This is a genomic window from Actinomadura macra NBRC 14102 (genome assembly GCF_001552215.1).
GTDB classification, from domain to species: domain Bacteria; phylum Actinomycetota; class Actinomycetes; order Streptosporangiales; family Streptosporangiaceae; genus Spirillospora; species Spirillospora macra.
Map to the genome: position 1 here is coordinate 465,400 of NZ_BCQT01000006.1, position 14,892 is coordinate 480,291.

A 14,892-nucleotide genomic window follows, 5' to 3' on the forward strand; every position below is an offset into this window, starting at 1 on the left:
GCCCAGGAACGGCCCCGCTGTCACGCGCGCATCGTCCTGCGCTGTGGCATCGGGACGCGCTCCAGATCGTGGACGAGGGTGACCTCACCGTCGAAGACGGCGGCGGCCTCGTCCTGGAAGCGGTGCTCGTCGTCGGACTTGTAGCGCTCGGAGAAATGGGTCAGGACGAGATGCCGCACGCCGGCGTCGGCCGCGACCTGGGCCGCCTGCGCGGAGGTGAGGTGGCCGTACTCGGCGGCGAGGGCGGTGTCCTCGTTGAGGAAGGTGGATTCGATGACGAGCATGTCGACGCCCGCTGCCAGTTCCTGGACGCCGTCGCAGAGCCGGGTGTCCATGACGAACGCGACCTTCTGGCCCGGACGGCGGGTGCTGCACTCCTCCAGGGTGACCGTCCGACCGTCCACGGCGACCTGGCCGTCGCGCTGGAGCCGGCGGACGAGGGGGCCGTGGACGCCGCGTGCGGCCAGTTCGGCTGGCAGCATCGTCACGCCGTCCGGCTCCTCGAGCCGGTACCCGTACGCCTCGACCGGGTGGGACAGGCGGCGGGCGCGCAAGGTGAACGGCTCCTCGGTCAGCAGTGCCCGGTCGCCGGACACCGGCCGCTCGCGGATCACCTCGGTGTCGTGGAAGGCCGACGCGCGCCGCAGCCGCTCCCAGTAGTGCGCTCCGCTCGCCGGGAAGGCGGCGTGGACCGGATGCTCGACTCCGTCTCGGGCGATCCGCTGGACGATGCCGGGCACGCCGAGGCAGTGGTCGCCGTGGAAGTGCGTCACGCAGATCCAGGTGATGTCGCTCGCGGAGACCCCGGCGAGCGACATCTGCCGCTGCGTGCCCTCGCCCGGGTCGAACAGCAGGCCCTGGCCGTCCCAGCGCAGCAGGTAGCCGTTGTGGTTGCGGGACTTGGTGGGCACCGCGCTGGCGGAACCGAGGACGATCAGATCGCGAGCCGACATCCCCCCATGGTGCCGGGTGGGGACCCGAGCAAGCGCCCGGTTATCCTGACGTCCCGGCGCTGCGCCGTCGGGCCGATGCGAGTGCGAGGGAGGCTCCGTGGCGGGTGGCGGGCGCGAGAAGATCAGGATGACGCCGGACGAGGCGCGGGCCTATCTGGCCGCGCACTTCAAGGTCCAGGTCGCCACGGTCGGCAAGGACGGTGAGCCGCATCTGGTGACGATGTTCTACGCGCTGCTGGACGGCAAGATCGCCTTCACCACGTACACGGCGTCGCAGAAGGTGCTGAACCTACGCCGGAACCCCACGATGACGTGCCTGGTCGAGGACGGGGTGGAGTACGCCGAGCTACGCGGGGTCGCCCTGTACGGGCGCGGCGTCGTCGTCGAGGAGCCGGGGCCGAGGATGAAGGTCGGCGCGGTCGTCGGCTCGCGGATGGCGGGGCTGCCCGTCCCGGAGATGGGGGCGCCGATCGACCCGGCGATCGCCGCGGGGTTGGAGCAGGCGCTGGCCAAGCGCATGCTGATCGTCATGGAACCCGACCGGATCGTGAGCTGGGACCACGGCAAGGCGTGAGCGGCCGTTCAGGGGGAGAGCGCCGCGCGGCGCCCGGCCGCGGCGTCGGCCTTCGGGCTCGGGACGGAGGCGTACAGTTCCACCGCCCGGTCGAGCGCCGCGCCCTCGGCGGCGGAGTCGCCGCGCAGCCGGGCGGCATCGGCGATGTGCACGAACGCGTCGCCCTGCTGCTCGACGGCCTCCTCCGCCCGCATGATCTCCAGCGACTGGCCGAAGAAGTTGATCGCGGTGACGGGGCGCCGTAGCTGGAGGTAGGCCTGTCCGAGGCTGGTCAGCGCCCTGCCCCGGTTGTAGCGGTCGGGTTCGGGCAGCGCCGCGAACCCGTCCGGCAGGGGGCTGAGCAGTTCCAGGGCCCGGTCGAGCGCACCCGTCTCGATCAGCGCCCGGCCGAGGTGGTGACGGGCCAGCAGGACGTCGCGGGGATCGCCGTCCCGCTCGGCGAGGCGCAGCCCGTCCTCCAGGGCGTCGGCGGCCTCCGTCCAGCGCTCGCGTTCCAGCAGTGCGAGGCCCTCCGCCTCGACGCCCTCCGCTGCGGCGGCGCCGGCGAGGTAGTGGTCGAGGACGCGGCGGAGCGCGACCTCCCGGACGTCCTCGGGATCCTCGCGCTCGGTGCGCTCGCGGGCGTAGTCGCGTAGCGGGCCTGGCAGCGCGAACCGCCCGCCGTCCGTCTCGGTCAGGAGGCCGCGCCGGGCGAGCGTCTCCAGCAGCCTTTCGGCCTCGTCCTCGGGCAGGTCCGCCAGCACGGCGGCCGCCCGGGGGCCGACGTTCTCCCCCGGGTGCAGGCCGAGCAGCCGCCACAGCCGGGCGGCCTCCGGCCGCAGGTCCCGGTAGGCGTCCTCGAAGTTCGCGCGCACGTCGAGGGTCCTCCCCGGCGGGACGCGCATCCAACCCGGCCGGACGGGACCGGCGGCGGACGTCACCGGTCCGTCGTGGGCTCCCGCCCGAACGGGTCGGTGAACATCTCCGCGGGCGGCGACTCGAACGGCCCGGCCTGCGCCGGGACCGGCGACGGGGCCTGGCCGGAGACCTGGCCCGGCAGGGGGATCTGGGCGCTCTCGCGGCGGGACAGCCGGTAGGCGCGGACGTCCCACAACGCCAGCGCCACCACAACCGTCGCCGCGCTGATGTGCAGGGCCAGCGGGGTGAGCGCGGGTGCGACGGCGGCGAGGGCCGCCAGGACGACCAGCGCCGTGAGCCGGGCCCCGGTGAAGGCGCCGAACACCGCCCGCTTGAACAGCGCGTGCCCGGCGATGAACAGCGCCGGGCCGCCGAGCGCGACGGCGGTGAAGCCGTGGGACACGTGCCCGCCGGGGTGCGCCATCACCATCTCGTCCGCGACCGCGCCGACGATGATCCCCGCGACCATGACGATGTGGATGAAGGTGTAGGCGGAGCGGCCGAGCCGGCCGGGGTCGGCGGACGAGGCGATCTTCTCCGCCGCCGCCTCCGCGGTGTGGTCGAAGTAGATCCACCAGAGCGCGACGGTGCCGACGAACGCCGCGATGAAACCGGCCGCGACCTGCCCGGACGGGGCGTGCGCGGCAAGCGTGCCGCCGGTGATCAGCACGGACTCGCCCAGCGCGATGATGATGAACAGCTGGCACCGCTCGGCCATGTGGCCGCCGTCGATCGTCCATTCGGCGGTGCTGGATCGGCCGAGCAGCGGCGTCGCGAACCCGTGCCACGGCGCCAGGTACTCCAGCGCGACGGCCAGCAGCCACAGCCCGGCGCGGGCCTCGTGGTCGTCGACGAGCGCGCCGCCGATCCACAGTGCGGCCGAGACCGCCTGCCAGAACAGGATGCGCTGGAAGTTGCGCCCGAGCTCATGGGTCCAGGTGCAGATCACGACGAACGCGGTCCGGCCGACCTGGATCGCGGTGTAGGCGGCGGCGAACCACAGGGCCTTGTCGTCCAGCGCGCCGGGGAGCATCGCCGCCATGAACAATCCGGCGATCATCACTCCGACGAGCATCAGCCGGATGACGGGATGGTTCGGGTCGAACCAGTTGGTCGTCCAGCACGTGTACATCCACGCCCACCAGACGGCGAGCAGGAGCAGCAGCGTCTCGGCGGCCCCGCGGACCGTCAGGTGCTCCAGCAGCCGGTGCGAGAGCTGGGTGATCGCGAAGACGAAGACCAGGTCGAAGAACAGCTCGAAGAACGTGACGCGGGCGCCATCCTGCCCGCGCGGGCGCAACAGCGCGGACGGCCGGCCCGGTACGCCGGAGCCCGCCGCGCCGGAGGCCGGCGGGTCAGGCGTCGCCGGCGGGCCGGTCACCACGGGCCTCGGGCTCCGCCTTGGCCGTCGCGGCCTTGGTCTTGGTGACCGTCCGGCCCTCGGCCCGGGCGGCCTGGGCGCGTTCCCATTCCTGCTGCTTGAGGTCGGCCTCCCGCGGCGCCTGGATCTTCTTCATCTGCTTGTTCATGGAGCGGATGAGGAACACCGTGGCGACCACGAGCGCCAGGAAGACCCCGAAGCCGAGGAGGCCGGGGCTGACCGTGTCGTCGTTGAGAGGAGCGGCTAGTGGAAGCACTACAGAGACACCTTCTCCCGGATACCGGTGAACAGGTCGTCCTCCGGCAGCTCGGTGTCGACCAGGGACCTGGCCAAATGGTAGTCCTCCGTGGGCCATGCCTCCCGCTGGACGTCCATCGGGACGACGAACCAGAAACCGTTGGGGTCGATCTGGGTGGCGTGGGCGAGCAGCGCCTGGTCGCGGGTCTCGAAATGGTCGGCGCACGGCACCTTGGTCGTCACGGTCCAGCGCGGTGGCCCTTCCTCCTCCTCGAACCGTTCCAGCCAGTCGGCGTAGGGCGACTCCAGGCCCGCCTTCAGCATGGCCGCGTGCAGCGCGAGGATCCGCTCCTTGCTGAACGTCATGTGGTAGTAGAGCTTCAGCGGCTGCCAGGGCTCGCCCGCGTCCGGGTAGCGCTCCGGGTCACCCGCGGCCTCGAACGCCTCCACCGACACCTCGTGGCACTTCACGTGGTCGGGGTGGGGGTAGCCGCCCTTCTCGTCATAGGTCAGGATCACGTGCGGGCGGAAGTCACGGACGGCGCGCACCAGCGGCGCCGACGCGGTCTCCAGCGGCTCCAGCGCGAAACACCCCTCCGGCAGCGGCGGTAGCGGATCGCCCTCGGGGAAGCCGGAGTCGACGAAACCGAGCCAGCGCTGCTGGACGCCGAGGATCTCCCGGGCCCGCGCCATCTCCGCCTCGCGGACCTTGCCGATGTCGGCCTTGACCTCGGGACGGTCCATCGCCGGGTTCAGGATGTCGCCGCGCTCGCCGCCGGTGCACGTCACCACGAGCACCTCCACGCCGTCCGCGACGTACCTGGCCATCGTGGCCGCGCCCTTGCTCGACTCGTCATCCGGGTGGGCGTGCACCGCCATGAGGCGCAGGGGCTCCGCGCCCCCGCCCGGCCGTTCGAGCGTCGTACCGTCGATGACCTCGGACACCTGGGGATCTCCCTCTCCGCGAACTGGACAGACCGCGCCGGGCGGACCCCGGTTCTGGGCACGCGCCACGACAGACGAGAATTGTCCCTGACAACGTCCGCATCCCGCACGGAGATTCCCGCCATGACGATCAGTGTGTCCGGAGCAGAGGCGCCCGCCGAGCCGAAGCGCGGCAGGCTCGGTCTGGTGGTCATCGGGATCGTGACGGCGGTGGCGGCGGGCGGTTTCGGCATCCTCGCCGGTCATGCCGGGCAGACCCCGGGCATCGTCCCGCAGACGATCACCTATGACGTGCGGAGCGATTCCACCGTGGAGATCAACTATTCGGTGGCCAAGTCGAAGGGGGACGAGGTGCGCTGCAAGGTCGACGCCTACGACGAGAACTTCGCGGTCCTCGTGGAGAAAGAGGTCGTCGTGCCGTCCGGAACGTCCAGTGTGACGAGGGCGGAGACGCTCCAGACGCCGCGGCGGGCCACCGGTGCGCGTGTGAAGGACTGCCGCAAGGTCTGAAACGGTCCATCGCGGCGGGTGCGGACACCCCAAAACGCCCAAGTGTGTTTGGCCGGTTGCAGACGCCGAGTTCAGGGAACCTTTACCCGCACACACCGGATAGGCTAGAGGTTTCACCCGGCCGCACTTCATGTCGATGTGGCGCTCTCCCCCGTCCGGGGTGGGCGAGGATCGCAACATGTGGATGAGGAGTACCCGTGACCGAGACCCGCGCTGACAACGTCACCTGGCTGACCCAGGAGGCGTACGACCGGCTCAAGGCTGAGCTGGACCACCTGTCGGGCCCGGGCCGCATCGAGATCGCTCAGAAGATCGAGGCGGCGCGGGAGGAGGGCGACCTGCGCGAGAACGGCGGCTACCACGCGGCCAAGGAGGAGCAGGGCAAGATCGAGGGCCGCATCCTCCAGCTCCAGGGCATCCTGGAGAACGCCCGCGTCGGGGAGGCGCCCCGCACCGAGGGCGTCGTCGGGCCGGGAATGACCGTCACCATCGCCTTCCAGGGAGACGACGAGGAGGTCACCTTCCTGCTCGCCTCCCGTGAGGAGAGCGGCGCCCCGATCGACGTCTACTCGCCGAAATCCCCGCTGGGTGCGGCGATCAACGGCAAGAAGGTCGGCGACAAGGCCACCTACGCCCTCCCCAACGGCCGCAGCATGAGCGTCGAGATCCTGGACGCGACCCCCTACGCCGGTTCTTGATGCGTTGTATTTCTGCCGCGCCCTCGGCGTCGGGCCTGGAGGCCCTCCTTCCACGGACACCGCGGTGATCGCTGTGTTGATCGCAGCGCCCTCGGCGTCGGGCCTGGAGGCCCTCCTTCCACGGACACCGCGGTGATCGCTGCATCGCTCCGGCTCGCCTAGGGGCTCGCTGCGCGATCAGGTTCTTGCTTCGCTCGAACCTGGCTTCGCACGCGATCACGGCGGTGTTCCCCTTCTTCTCCTCCGGCCTTGGCCAGGCCGGTACGGCCCGCGGTCGGTCCAGCGGTTATCCGCTGGGCTGGCCGCGGGCCACTGCTCTGACCAGGGGGAGGGTGCGGTACGGGACCTGTTCCGCCAGGGAGATCACCGAGGACGCGCGTTCCACGCCCGCCACGTCCACTATCACGTCGATGACGCGTTGCAGGTCGGTGTTGCTGCGGGCGACGATGCGGCAGAGCATGTCCCCCGGGCCGGTGATCGTGTGCAGTTCGATCACCTCGGGCACCTGCGCCAGCCGGGAGGCGACCGGGTCGTGCCCGCCCCCCTGCCGCAGCTGCAGGGTCACGAACGCCGTCACGCCGTAGCCGAGCGCCGCCGGGTCGATGTCCGGGCCGAAGCCGCGGGTGACACCGTCGCGGGCCAGCCGGTCCAGCCGTGCCTGGACGGTCCCGCGGGCCACCTTGAGCCTGCGGGACGCTTCCAGCACCCCGACCCGGGGCTCCGCGGCGAAGAGCTCGATCAGCCGTCCGTCCAGTTCGTCGATCGACACCGCGCCTCCAACTGTGGTCATCCTGTACAGAGCCGCCGGTCAGCGCCCATGCCTACTGCACAGGTTGTGCAGCGTTTCGATCCACTGTTGCGCACCTTGTAGGCGCTTGTCGAGATTGGGTGGCATGGATGAGTTCCCGGTCAAGGGTATGGACGCCGTCGTCTTCGCTGTCGGCAACGCCTATCAAGCAGCGCACTACTACTCGACTGCCTTCGGCATGCGCAGGGTCGCCTACAGCGGGCCGGAGACCGGCCTCCGCGAGGAGGCCGTGCACGTACTCGAGTCCGGCGGGGCACGGTTCGTCTTCCGCGGGCCCACTCAGGCGGGTACCGAGATCGGCCGGCACGTCGCTTCGCACGGCGACGGCGTGGTGGACCTCGCGATCGAGGTTCCCGATGTCGAGGCCGCCTACCGGCACGCCCTCGCCAACGGCGCGACGGGCCTGGAGGAGCCGAACGTTCTGGAGGACGAGCACGGCAAGGTGACGATCGCCGCGATCGCCACCTATGGCGAGACGCGGCACTCGCTGGTCGACCGCTCGCTGTACTCGGGCCCCTACCTGCCCGGGTTCGAGGCCGCCGACCCGATCGTGGAGCCGCCGGAGAAGCGGTTCTTCCAGGCGATCGACCACTGCGTCGGCAACGTCGAGCGCATGGACGAGTGGGCCGACTACTACCACCGGGTCATGAATTTCACGGACATGGCCGAGTTCGTCGGGGCGGACATCGCCACCGAGTACTCCGCGCTGATGTCCAAGGTCGTCGCGGACGGCACCCGCAAGGTGAAGTTCCCGTTGAACGAGCCGGCCGAGGGCAAGCGCAAGTCGCAGATCGACGAGTATCTGGAGTTCTACGGCGGTCCCGGCGTGCAGCACATCGCGCTCGCGACCAACGACATCCTGACGTCGGTCGACCGGATGCGCGCCGCGGGCGTGGAGTTCCTCCAGTGTCCCGACTCCTACTACGAGGACCCGGCGCTGCGCGCGCGCATCGGCGAGGTGCGGGTGCCGATCGAGGAGTTGCAGAAGCGTCGCATCCAGGTCGACCGTGACGAGGACGGTTACCTGCTGCAGATTTTCACCAAGCCCGTCCAGGACAGGCCGACGGTGTTCTTCGAGCTGATCGAGCGGCACGGGTCGCTCGGTTTCGGCAAGGGCAACTTCAAGGCGCTGTTCGAGGCGATCGAGCGGGAGCAGGAGCGTCGCGGGAACCTGTGACAGTCCGGCCCCTGATCGGGGGCTCGGCTCCGGACGCGCCGCGCCGCGTCCGGAGCCGGGACCGGATGGTTCTCCGGCGACCGCTTCATCCCCGTACCTCTCCCTTCATGCCGACTTCCGGGTGACATTGCACCCCCCGGAGCAGGCACACTGTGTGGCCATGACCGAACCGCCCGAGAAGCCGCAAGACTGGCAACCCCCTGACACAACGCCGCAACGGGACGAGCCCTCCGATCGGCCGCCGCCCTACCAGGGCTCGTACGGCAGCGGACCCGGCGCGGCCCAGCCGCTGCCCGCCTACCCTCAGCAGGCCGGCCCGCAGCAGTACCCCCAAGGCCAGCCGCCCTACGGGCAGCCCGCGTACGGTCCGCCGGGGCACGGCGGCCCGGCCGATCACCTGGCGGGACGCTGGGCCCGGCTCGGCGCCGGGCTGCTGGACGGTCTGATCATCGGAGCCGTGTCGCTGCCCTTTCTCCTCCAGGCGATCCGCTGGGACCGGCTGGAGGAGATCTCCGAGTCCGGCGAGACCGCCAGCGCGTCCGATATGTACGACATCCCGCGGCTTCTCGTCGGCTATGCCATCGCGTTCGTCCTGGGATTCACCTACTACACGGTCCTGCACGCCAGGTGGGGGCAGACGGTCGGCAAGCGGGCCGCGGGGATCCGGCTGGTCCGTGCGTCCGACCAGGCGGCGGTGAGCTGGGGCCAGTCCGCGGCGCGGCAGGGGTTCGTGTACCTGATCACGATCGGCACGGCCTTCCTCAACCTGCTCGGGCCGGCGGGGGGCCTGGTGGGCATCGTCGGGCTGCTCGACAACGCCTGGATCCTGTGGGACCCGCGGCGCCAGGCCCTGCACGACAAGGTGGCCGGGACGATCGTGGTGAAGGCCCCGGCGTGGGCGCCCAATCCCTACGCCAAGCGCCCGGTTCAGGGTGATCCCGGCAATCTTTAATCATCCACGGGTAAACATTCCGGTGATCCGGGCGCGGCGACGTTTGCGCGGGGTCGGCTCGGCCCACCTTGACGGCATGACGCAACCGCCGAACGACCCCGCGCCCGGAGAAGAGCCGGAGCACCGTCCCCACGCTCAGCAGCCGCCCCACGGCGGCGGCCAGGAGGAGCCCGGCCCGTACGAGGGTCCTCCCTATGGTGGCCAGCAGCAGCCGGGGTGGGGGCAGCAGCAGCCTGGCCAGGGCGGACAGCCGGGGGGTGGGCAGCAGCCCGGATACCGTCAGCAACCCGGGTACGGCGAGCAACCTGGCTACGGGCAGCAGCCCGGATACGGCGGCCAGCCGGGTTACGGCGAGCAACCCGGGCAAGGCGGGCAGCCCGGATACGGGCAGCAGCCCGGATACGGCGAGCAACCTGGCCACGGGCAGCAGCCTGGGTATGGGCAGCAGCCTGGGTATGGGCAGCAGCCGTATCCAGGGACGCCGGGGTACGGGGGGCTGCCCGGGTACGGCGGGGGCGGCGGGGAGTACGTCGATCCGTCGGCGGGCCTGGCGAGCCGGTGGGCGCGTCTGGGGGCGGCCATCGTGGACGCGATCCTGCTCGGCATCGTGACCGGGCTGGTGTCGCTGCCGTTCATCGACTGGGACCGCGTCTTCGATCCGGACGAGGGCGACTCGTTCTACAACGGCGGGCAGGCGGCGTCGAACGCGTTCGGCATCGTGCTGGGGTTCCTGTACTTCTGGCTCTTGCACGCCAAGTGGGGGCAGACGCTCGGGAAGAGGCTGCTGCGTATCCGGGTCGTCCGGGAAGAGGACGGCGGGCCGATCGGGTACGGGCGGTCGGCCGGACGGTCGGCGTTCTACACCGTGCTCGGCGGGATCTGCGGGTGCATCGCGCTGATCGACGTCGCGTGGATCTTGTGGGACCGGCGCAAACAGGCGCTGCACTGCAAGGTGGCGCACACCCTGGTGATGAAGGCCGATCCGCACGCGCCCGACCCGTACGCTCACCGGTGAGGCGCTTGGTCGTTTACCTCCGAGTTGCCCAGCGTGCCCTGTCACGGGCAGGCTGGGCAGTGTGCATAAGGCCGGAAACACCCCCAGCCCCCGTCGTCACGGCTCGCGCACCGCGTTCCGGGCCGCGGCCGGGTTGGCCGCGCTCGCTGTCGCGGGGTCGCTGACCGCCTGCCAGACCCCGTTCGAGGACGACGACACGGGGGCGCCGGGCGCGTCCGAGGCGCCCCCTCCCGAGGGGCCGGCCGTCTACGGCCCGGCGGGGCCCACCAGCGCGGGCGACAAGTACGTGCCCGGCGACGGCAACGGCGGCTACGACGTCCAGCACTACGGGCTGAAGCTGGCGATCACGCCGGGCGGCGCGAAGGAGCTGGACGGCACCGCCACGATCACCGCGACGGCGACCGAACGGCTCGCGCGCTTCAACCTCGACCTGACCGCGCTGGACGTCGCGTCCGTCACGGTGGACGGGGCACCCGCGCGGCAGCAGCGCGGCGGGAGCGAGCTGGAGGTCGCGCCGGCCAAGGCCTTGGAGAAGGGCGCGAAGTTCACCACGGTGGTGAAGTACTCGGGGACGCCGCGTCCGGTGTCGGATCCGATCCTCGGCAAGTACGGGTGGGTGCGCACGCCCGACGGGGTGTTCGTGGCGTGCCAGCCGAGCGGCGCGCACACCTGGTTCCCGAGCAACGATCATCCGAGCGACAAGGCGACGTTCGACTTCGAGATCACGGTGCCGCCGGGGCTGACGGCCATCGCCAACGGCGAGCCCGAGTCGCCGCTGCCGGGCACCTCCGGCGGGGGCGCGTCCAGTCCCGGTCCCGGCGGCGAGAGCCCACCGCCCGGGGGCTCGCAGGACCCGACGGTCGTCCCGGCCGCCGCGCACCGCCAGGCGACGACGACCAAGTGGCACGCCAAGGACCCGATGGCCACGTACCTGGCGACGGTCAACGTCGGCAGGTTCGACGTCCGGACGAGCCGCACCGCGAGCGGCGTCCCGGTCATCACGGCGATCGACCCGACGCTGCCCACGGTGAACCTGGACACCTTCCACAAGCTGAACGCCCAGATCACCGAGGAGTGGGCGAAGCTGTTCGGGCCCTACCCGTTCACCTCCACCGGCGGGCTGATCGACAACGCGGGCGTCGGCTTCGCGCTGGAGGCGCAGACCCGGCCGGTGTACGGGGCGTTCGGCCTCCAGCCGACGATCGTCGCGCACGAGCTGGCGCACCAGTGGTTCGGCGACAGCGTAAGCCTGACGCGCTGGCAGGACATCTGGCTGAACGAGGGGTTCGCCACCTACGCCGAGTGGATGTGGGACGAGAGGACCGGCGGCCAGTCGGTGCAGGAGCACTTCGACGAGTTGTACGGCGACCCGGGGAACCGGGAGCTGTGGGACGTTCCGACCGGGAACCCGGGGCGCGGCCAGATGTTCGGCCGGTCGGTCTACGACCGGGGCGGGCTGACGCTGCACGCGCTCCGCAAGAAGGTCGGGGACGGCACCTTCTTCAAGATCCTTCAGACGTGGACAAAGGAGCGGCGGCACGCCAACGCGACGACGCCGCAGTTCATCGCGGTGGCGAACCGGGTCTCGGGGCAGAAGCTCGACTCGTTCTTCGACGCGTGGTTGTACCAGCGGGGCCGTCCGCCCCGCTGAGGGACGAACCAGACTTCCAGGACGGCCGCGTCTGGCCTCGGTGAAGAACGGGTAAGGACCTGGTCAAGCATGGCCTGGCGGCGCGCCGTCCGGTCCGTGGCCGTCCCACGATCTGCTGGTGAGCGGGCCACCTCGACGGATGACCGCGGCGCTGGCCGCCGCGACCCTGCTGGTGTCGGCGCACGGCGCGACCGCCTCGACGGCCCGGGATCCCGGCACCCCGGGCTCCGCCGGTGTGGGCGACCCCTACTTCCCGAACGCGGGAAACGGCGGCTACGACGTCACCCACTACGACGTCGCGCTGGCCTACGCCGGGCCGCAGACCGGCGAGGTGGACGCCACGGTGTCGATCACCGCGAAGGCGACCCAGGAGCTGTCGGCGTTCAACCTCGACTACCGCGGCCCCAAGATCGTGGAAGTGGCGGTGGACGGACGGTCCGTCCCGTACGGGCGCGCGGGCCAGGAACTCACCGTCACGCCCGCCGCCGCCATCCCTGAGGGCCGGGCGTTCACGACCACCGTCCGGTACGCGGGGAAGCCGGAGCCCGTCCGGAACGAGACGTCCGGCACCTACGGCTGGATTCCGTCCAAGGACGGGGCGCTCGTCGTGGCCGAGCCGGACGGAGCACCCGCCTGGCTGCCGGTGAACGACCATCCGCGCGACAAGGCGACCTGGGCGTTCCACGTCACCGTCCCGAAGGGCCTGCGGGTCCTCGCCAACGGCAGGCCGGGCCCCACCGTCCAGGACGCCGCCACCACCACCTACGCGTGGGCCGAGGAGTCGCCCATGGCGAGCTACCTGGCCATGATCGCGATCGGCGTGTTCCACGTGCGCGAGACCACGGCCGGCCGCATTCCGGTGATCACCGCCGTGGACCCGAGGTTCAAGGCGTCCGCCAAGGAGCTGGAGACTCGCACGGTCAAGGCGTTGACCTGGGCCTCCACCGTCTTCGGCCCGTACCCGTTCGCGACCGCCGGCGGCGTCGTGGACGACCCCAAGCTCGACTACGCGCTGGAGACGCAGGAGCGGCCCGTCTACGGCGGCTTCGTCCCGGACGCGGAGTTCGTCGTCCACGAGCTGGCGCACCAGTGGTTCGGCAACAGCGTCAGCCTCCACGAGTGGCGCGACATCTGGCTCAACGAGGGCTTCGCCACCTACGCCGAGTGGCTGTGGCGCGAGCGGGGCAAGAAGGACTCCGCCAAGAAGATCTTCAAGCGGTACTACGCGCAGCCCGCGGACTCGCCGATCTTCGTCCCGCCACCGGGCGACCCGGGCGCGGACCGTCTGTTCGGCTTTTCGGTCTACATCCGCGGCGCCATGTGTCTCCAGGCGCTGCGCGATCGCGTCGGCGACGACACCTTCTTCTCGATTCTGCGGACGTGGGCGGACGCGCGGCGCGGCTCGTCCGGCACGACGACCCAGTTCATCGCGCATGCCGAGAAGGTCTCGGGCAAGAAGCTCGGAACCCTGTTCAAGGCGTGGCTCTTCACCCCAAGGAAACCGGAGAAGTGGTGATCTGTGATCGAACCAATCCGCCAATTCCGCGCCAGGCCATGTGATCCAGGGGCAGATCGCTCTTGCGAACCTGCAGCTCACCAGAAATTCTATGGCTTCATGACGAGGACGAGGTCCATGACCAGAACCCCCAGAGCGTTGTCCGTCGTGGCGTTGAGCGTCACCGCGGGCCTCCTGGTGCCGGCCACGCCCGCCGACGCCACCGCACGGTTCACCCCCGGCGCCCCCGGCGCTGGTGATCCGTACTTTCCCGACATGGGCAATGGCGGTTACGACGTCGCCCATTACGACATCGGCCTGAGGTACGACCCGAAGACGAAGGGTATTACGGCCGTGACCCGGGTCACCGCGCGGGCGACCCAGAATCTGTCCCGGTTCGACCTGGACTTTCTCGGCCCCCTGACCATTTCGTCGCTGAGGGTGAACGGCCACAAGGCCGCCTACGCGCGTACGGGCGCGCAGGAGCTGGTCATCACACCGCGCAGGGGGCTGCGCAAGAACCACCGCTTCACCGTGACCGTCGCCTACTCGGGCGTGCCGCGGACCGTCGACGATCCCGCTCTCGGCACGTCCGGGTGGGTGCCGACGCCCGACGGCGCCGTGATGCTGAACCAGCCGACGGGCGCCGCCACCGTCTTTCCGGTGAACGACCATCCGACCGACAAGGCGACCTACACCTTCACCCTGACCACGCCGAAGGGCATCACCGCCCTCGCCAACGGCGACCTGAAGGGCACGCGGACCTCGGGCGCCTGGACGACGGCGCGTTGGCAGGTCCGCGACCCGATGGCCAGCGAGCTGTCCATGCTGGCGATCGGGAAGTTCGATGTCCTCACCGGACGTACCCGCACCGGCATCCCGAACCTGACCGCCACCGACCAGGTCCTCGGCATCAAGCCGGACCTCGCGAAGAAGTTCCTCGACCAAACCGCCGATATCACCGACTTCCAGGCGTCCCTGTACGGGCGCTACCCGTTCACCTCCACCGGCGGGATCGCCGTCAAGGCGGGCATCGACTACGCGCTGGAGACGCAGAGCCGTCCGGTGTACGACATGCGCCGCGGCGGCGCCATCCCGAGCGGGACCCTGCTCGCGCACGAGCTGGGGCACCAGTGGTTCGGTGACACGGTCTCCCCCAAGCGCTGGGCCGACATCTGGCTGAACGAGGGGTTCGCGACCTACTCCGAGTGGCTGTACTCGGAGAAGTTCGCCGGCACGCCCGTCCAGCAGAGCTTCGACGAGGCGTTCGCGGCGCCGCCGACCAGCCTGCTGTGGAAGGGCAAGGTCTCCGACCCGGGCCGCGACGGCATCTTCGACGGACTCGTCTACGACCGCGGCGCCATGGCCATCCACATCCTGCGGCGCACCATCGGGGACAAGGCGTTCTACCGGCTGCTCAAGGCGTGGCCGGCCGCCTACCGGCACGGCAACGCCTCCACCGAGGACTTCGTCCGCTTCGCGGAGAGGATCTCGCACAAGAACCTGCGGGCGTGGGCCACGACGTGGCTGTACTCCGAGGGCAAACCCCCGCTCGGCCCCCGGACGGGCAGCTAGCGGTGGGCGGCTCACCCCCCTCGG

15 protein-coding genes are annotated in these 14,892 nt (G+C 70.7%); 9 read left to right on the forward strand and 6 right to left on the reverse strand.

The window, feature by feature from the left end:
- Positions 1 to 20: 20 nt before the first annotated feature.
- Positions 21 to 953 carry a ribonuclease Z gene (locus AMA02S_RS11320; protein ID WP_067455803.1) on the reverse strand — a complete coding sequence of 311 codons (933 nt, stop codon included), beginning with the start codon at positions 951 to 953 and terminating at the stop codon, positions 21 to 23.
- Between the two features lie 97 nt (positions 954 to 1,050).
- On the opposite strand from AMA02S_RS11320, the gene AMA02S_RS11325 reads away from it, so the two are divergent.
- The gene (locus tag AMA02S_RS11325) at positions 1,051 to 1,527 is read left to right on the forward strand and encodes a pyridoxamine 5'-phosphate oxidase family protein (RefSeq protein ID WP_245667453.1); all 477 of its coding nucleotides are present in this window, start codon (positions 1,051 to 1,053) and stop codon (positions 1,525 to 1,527) included.
- A gap of 8 nt (positions 1,528 to 1,535) precedes the next feature.
- Here the strand turns inward: AMA02S_RS11325 and AMA02S_RS11330 are convergent, their stop codons facing one another.
- Genes AMA02S_RS11330 through mca form a run of 4 tightly spaced genes read right to left on the reverse strand, consistent with a single transcriptional unit; the run spans position 1,536 to position 4,921 of the window.
- On the reverse strand, positions 1,536 to 2,447 hold the full coding sequence (locus AMA02S_RS11330) for a tetratricopeptide repeat protein (protein WP_067455805.1): 912 nt from the start codon (positions 2,445 to 2,447) through the stop codon (positions 1,536 to 1,538).
- Positions 2,444 to 3,805, reverse strand: a complete 1,362-nt coding sequence (locus AMA02S_RS11335) for a low temperature requirement protein A (protein WP_084265089.1) — start codon at positions 3,803 to 3,805, stop codon at positions 2,444 to 2,446. Before AMA02S_RS11335 ends, AMA02S_RS11330 begins: the two co-directional genes overlap by 4 nt.
- The gene (locus AMA02S_RS11340; RefSeq protein WP_067455812.1) at positions 3,780 to 4,061 is read right to left on the reverse strand and encodes a hypothetical protein; all 282 of its coding nucleotides are present in this window, start codon (positions 4,059 to 4,061) and stop codon (positions 3,780 to 3,782) included. Before AMA02S_RS11340 ends, AMA02S_RS11335 begins: the two co-directional genes overlap by 26 nt.
- Positions 4,061 to 4,921 (reverse strand): mycothiol conjugate amidase Mca, encoded by an 861-nt coding sequence (gene mca / locus AMA02S_RS11345; protein WP_067457051.1) that lies wholly within the window; start codon positions 4,919 to 4,921, stop codon positions 4,061 to 4,063. Before mca ends, AMA02S_RS11340 begins: the two co-directional genes overlap by 1 nt.
- 189 nt (positions 4,922 to 5,110) lie before the next feature.
- On the opposite strand from mca, the gene AMA02S_RS11350 reads away from it, so the two are divergent.
- Positions 5,111 to 5,497, forward strand: a complete 387-nt coding sequence (locus tag AMA02S_RS11350; protein WP_067455814.1) for a DUF4307 domain-containing protein — start codon at positions 5,111 to 5,113, stop codon at positions 5,495 to 5,497.
- A gap of 197 nt (positions 5,498 to 5,694) precedes the next feature.
- Positions 5,695 to 6,195 carry a transcription elongation factor GreA gene (greA, locus tag AMA02S_RS11355; RefSeq protein WP_067455818.1) on the forward strand — a complete coding sequence of 167 codons (501 nt, stop codon included), beginning with the start codon at positions 5,695 to 5,697 and terminating at the stop codon, positions 6,193 to 6,195.
- A 286-nt stretch (positions 6,196 to 6,481) separates the two neighbouring features.
- On the opposite strand, the gene AMA02S_RS11360 is transcribed toward greA, so the two are convergent.
- Positions 6,482 to 6,985 carry an Lrp/AsnC family transcriptional regulator gene (locus AMA02S_RS11360; RefSeq protein ID WP_067455821.1) on the reverse strand — a complete coding sequence of 168 codons (504 nt, stop codon included), beginning with the start codon at positions 6,983 to 6,985 and terminating at the stop codon, positions 6,482 to 6,484.
- Between the two features lie 103 nt (positions 6,986 to 7,088).
- Here AMA02S_RS11360 and hppD point away from each other — a divergent pair, with 103 nt between their 5' ends.
- The 6 genes from hppD to AMA02S_RS11390 all read left to right on the forward strand — a co-directional run bounded on the left by hppD (position 7,089) and on the right by AMA02S_RS11390 (position 14,868).
- A complete protein-coding gene (gene hppD / locus AMA02S_RS11365; RefSeq protein WP_067455823.1) occupies positions 7,089 to 8,180 on the forward strand; it encodes a 4-hydroxyphenylpyruvate dioxygenase in 1,092 nt (363 codons plus the stop codon).
- Positions 8,181 to 8,340: 160 nt separating this feature from the next.
- Positions 8,341 to 9,132: an RDD family protein gene (locus AMA02S_RS11370; protein WP_067455825.1), complete on the forward strand. Its 792-nt coding sequence runs from the start codon at positions 8,341 to 8,343 to the stop codon at positions 9,130 to 9,132.
- A 76-nt stretch (positions 9,133 to 9,208) separates the two neighbouring features.
- Entirely contained in the window at positions 9,209 to 10,147 is a 939-nt protein-coding gene (locus AMA02S_RS42805) for an RDD family protein (RefSeq protein ID WP_084265090.1), read from the forward strand.
- A 61-nt stretch (positions 10,148 to 10,208) separates the two neighbouring features.
- Positions 10,209 to 11,798 (forward strand): M1 family metallopeptidase, encoded by a 1,590-nt coding sequence (locus AMA02S_RS11380; protein ID WP_067455830.1) that lies wholly within the window; start codon positions 10,209 to 10,211, stop codon positions 11,796 to 11,798.
- Positions 11,799 to 11,916: 118 nt separating this feature from the next.
- Positions 11,917 to 13,314: a M1 family metallopeptidase gene (locus tag AMA02S_RS11385; protein ID WP_245667454.1), complete on the forward strand. Its 1,398-nt coding sequence runs from the start codon at positions 11,917 to 11,919 to the stop codon at positions 13,312 to 13,314.
- 117 nt (positions 13,315 to 13,431) lie between these two features.
- Complete coding sequence (locus tag AMA02S_RS11390; RefSeq protein WP_067455848.1) at positions 13,432 to 14,868, forward strand: M1 family metallopeptidase; 1,437 nt, start codon at positions 13,432 to 13,434, stop codon at positions 14,866 to 14,868.
- Positions 14,869 to 14,892: the final 24 nt, after the last annotated feature.

Bases quoted from the DNA above. Each gene is read 5' to 3' on its own strand.
- AMA02S_RS11320 (WP_067455803.1), bottom strand. From the start codon at position 953: ATGTCGGCTCGCGATCTGATCGTCCTCGGTTCCGCCAGCGCGGTGCCC.
- mca (WP_067457051.1), bottom strand. From the start codon at position 4,921: ATGGCGGTGCACGCCCACCCGGATGACGAGTCGAGCAAGGGCGCGGCC.
- AMA02S_RS11350 (WP_067455814.1), top strand. From the start codon at position 5,111: ATGACGATCAGTGTGTCCGGAGCAGAGGCGCCCGCCGAGCCGAAGCGC.
- AMA02S_RS11360 (WP_067455821.1), bottom strand. From the start codon at position 6,985: ATGACCACAGTTGGAGGCGCGGTGTCGATCGACGAACTGGACGGACGG.
- hppD (WP_067455823.1), top strand. From the start codon at position 7,089: ATGGATGAGTTCCCGGTCAAGGGTATGGACGCCGTCGTCTTCGCTGTC.
- AMA02S_RS11370 (WP_067455825.1), top strand. From the start codon at position 8,341: ATGACCGAACCGCCCGAGAAGCCGCAAGACTGGCAACCCCCTGACACA.
- AMA02S_RS42805 (WP_084265090.1), top strand. From the start codon at position 9,209: ATGACGCAACCGCCGAACGACCCCGCGCCCGGAGAAGAGCCGGAGCAC.
- AMA02S_RS11390 (WP_067455848.1), top strand. From the start codon at position 13,432: ATGACCAGAACCCCCAGAGCGTTGTCCGTCGTGGCGTTGAGCGTCACC.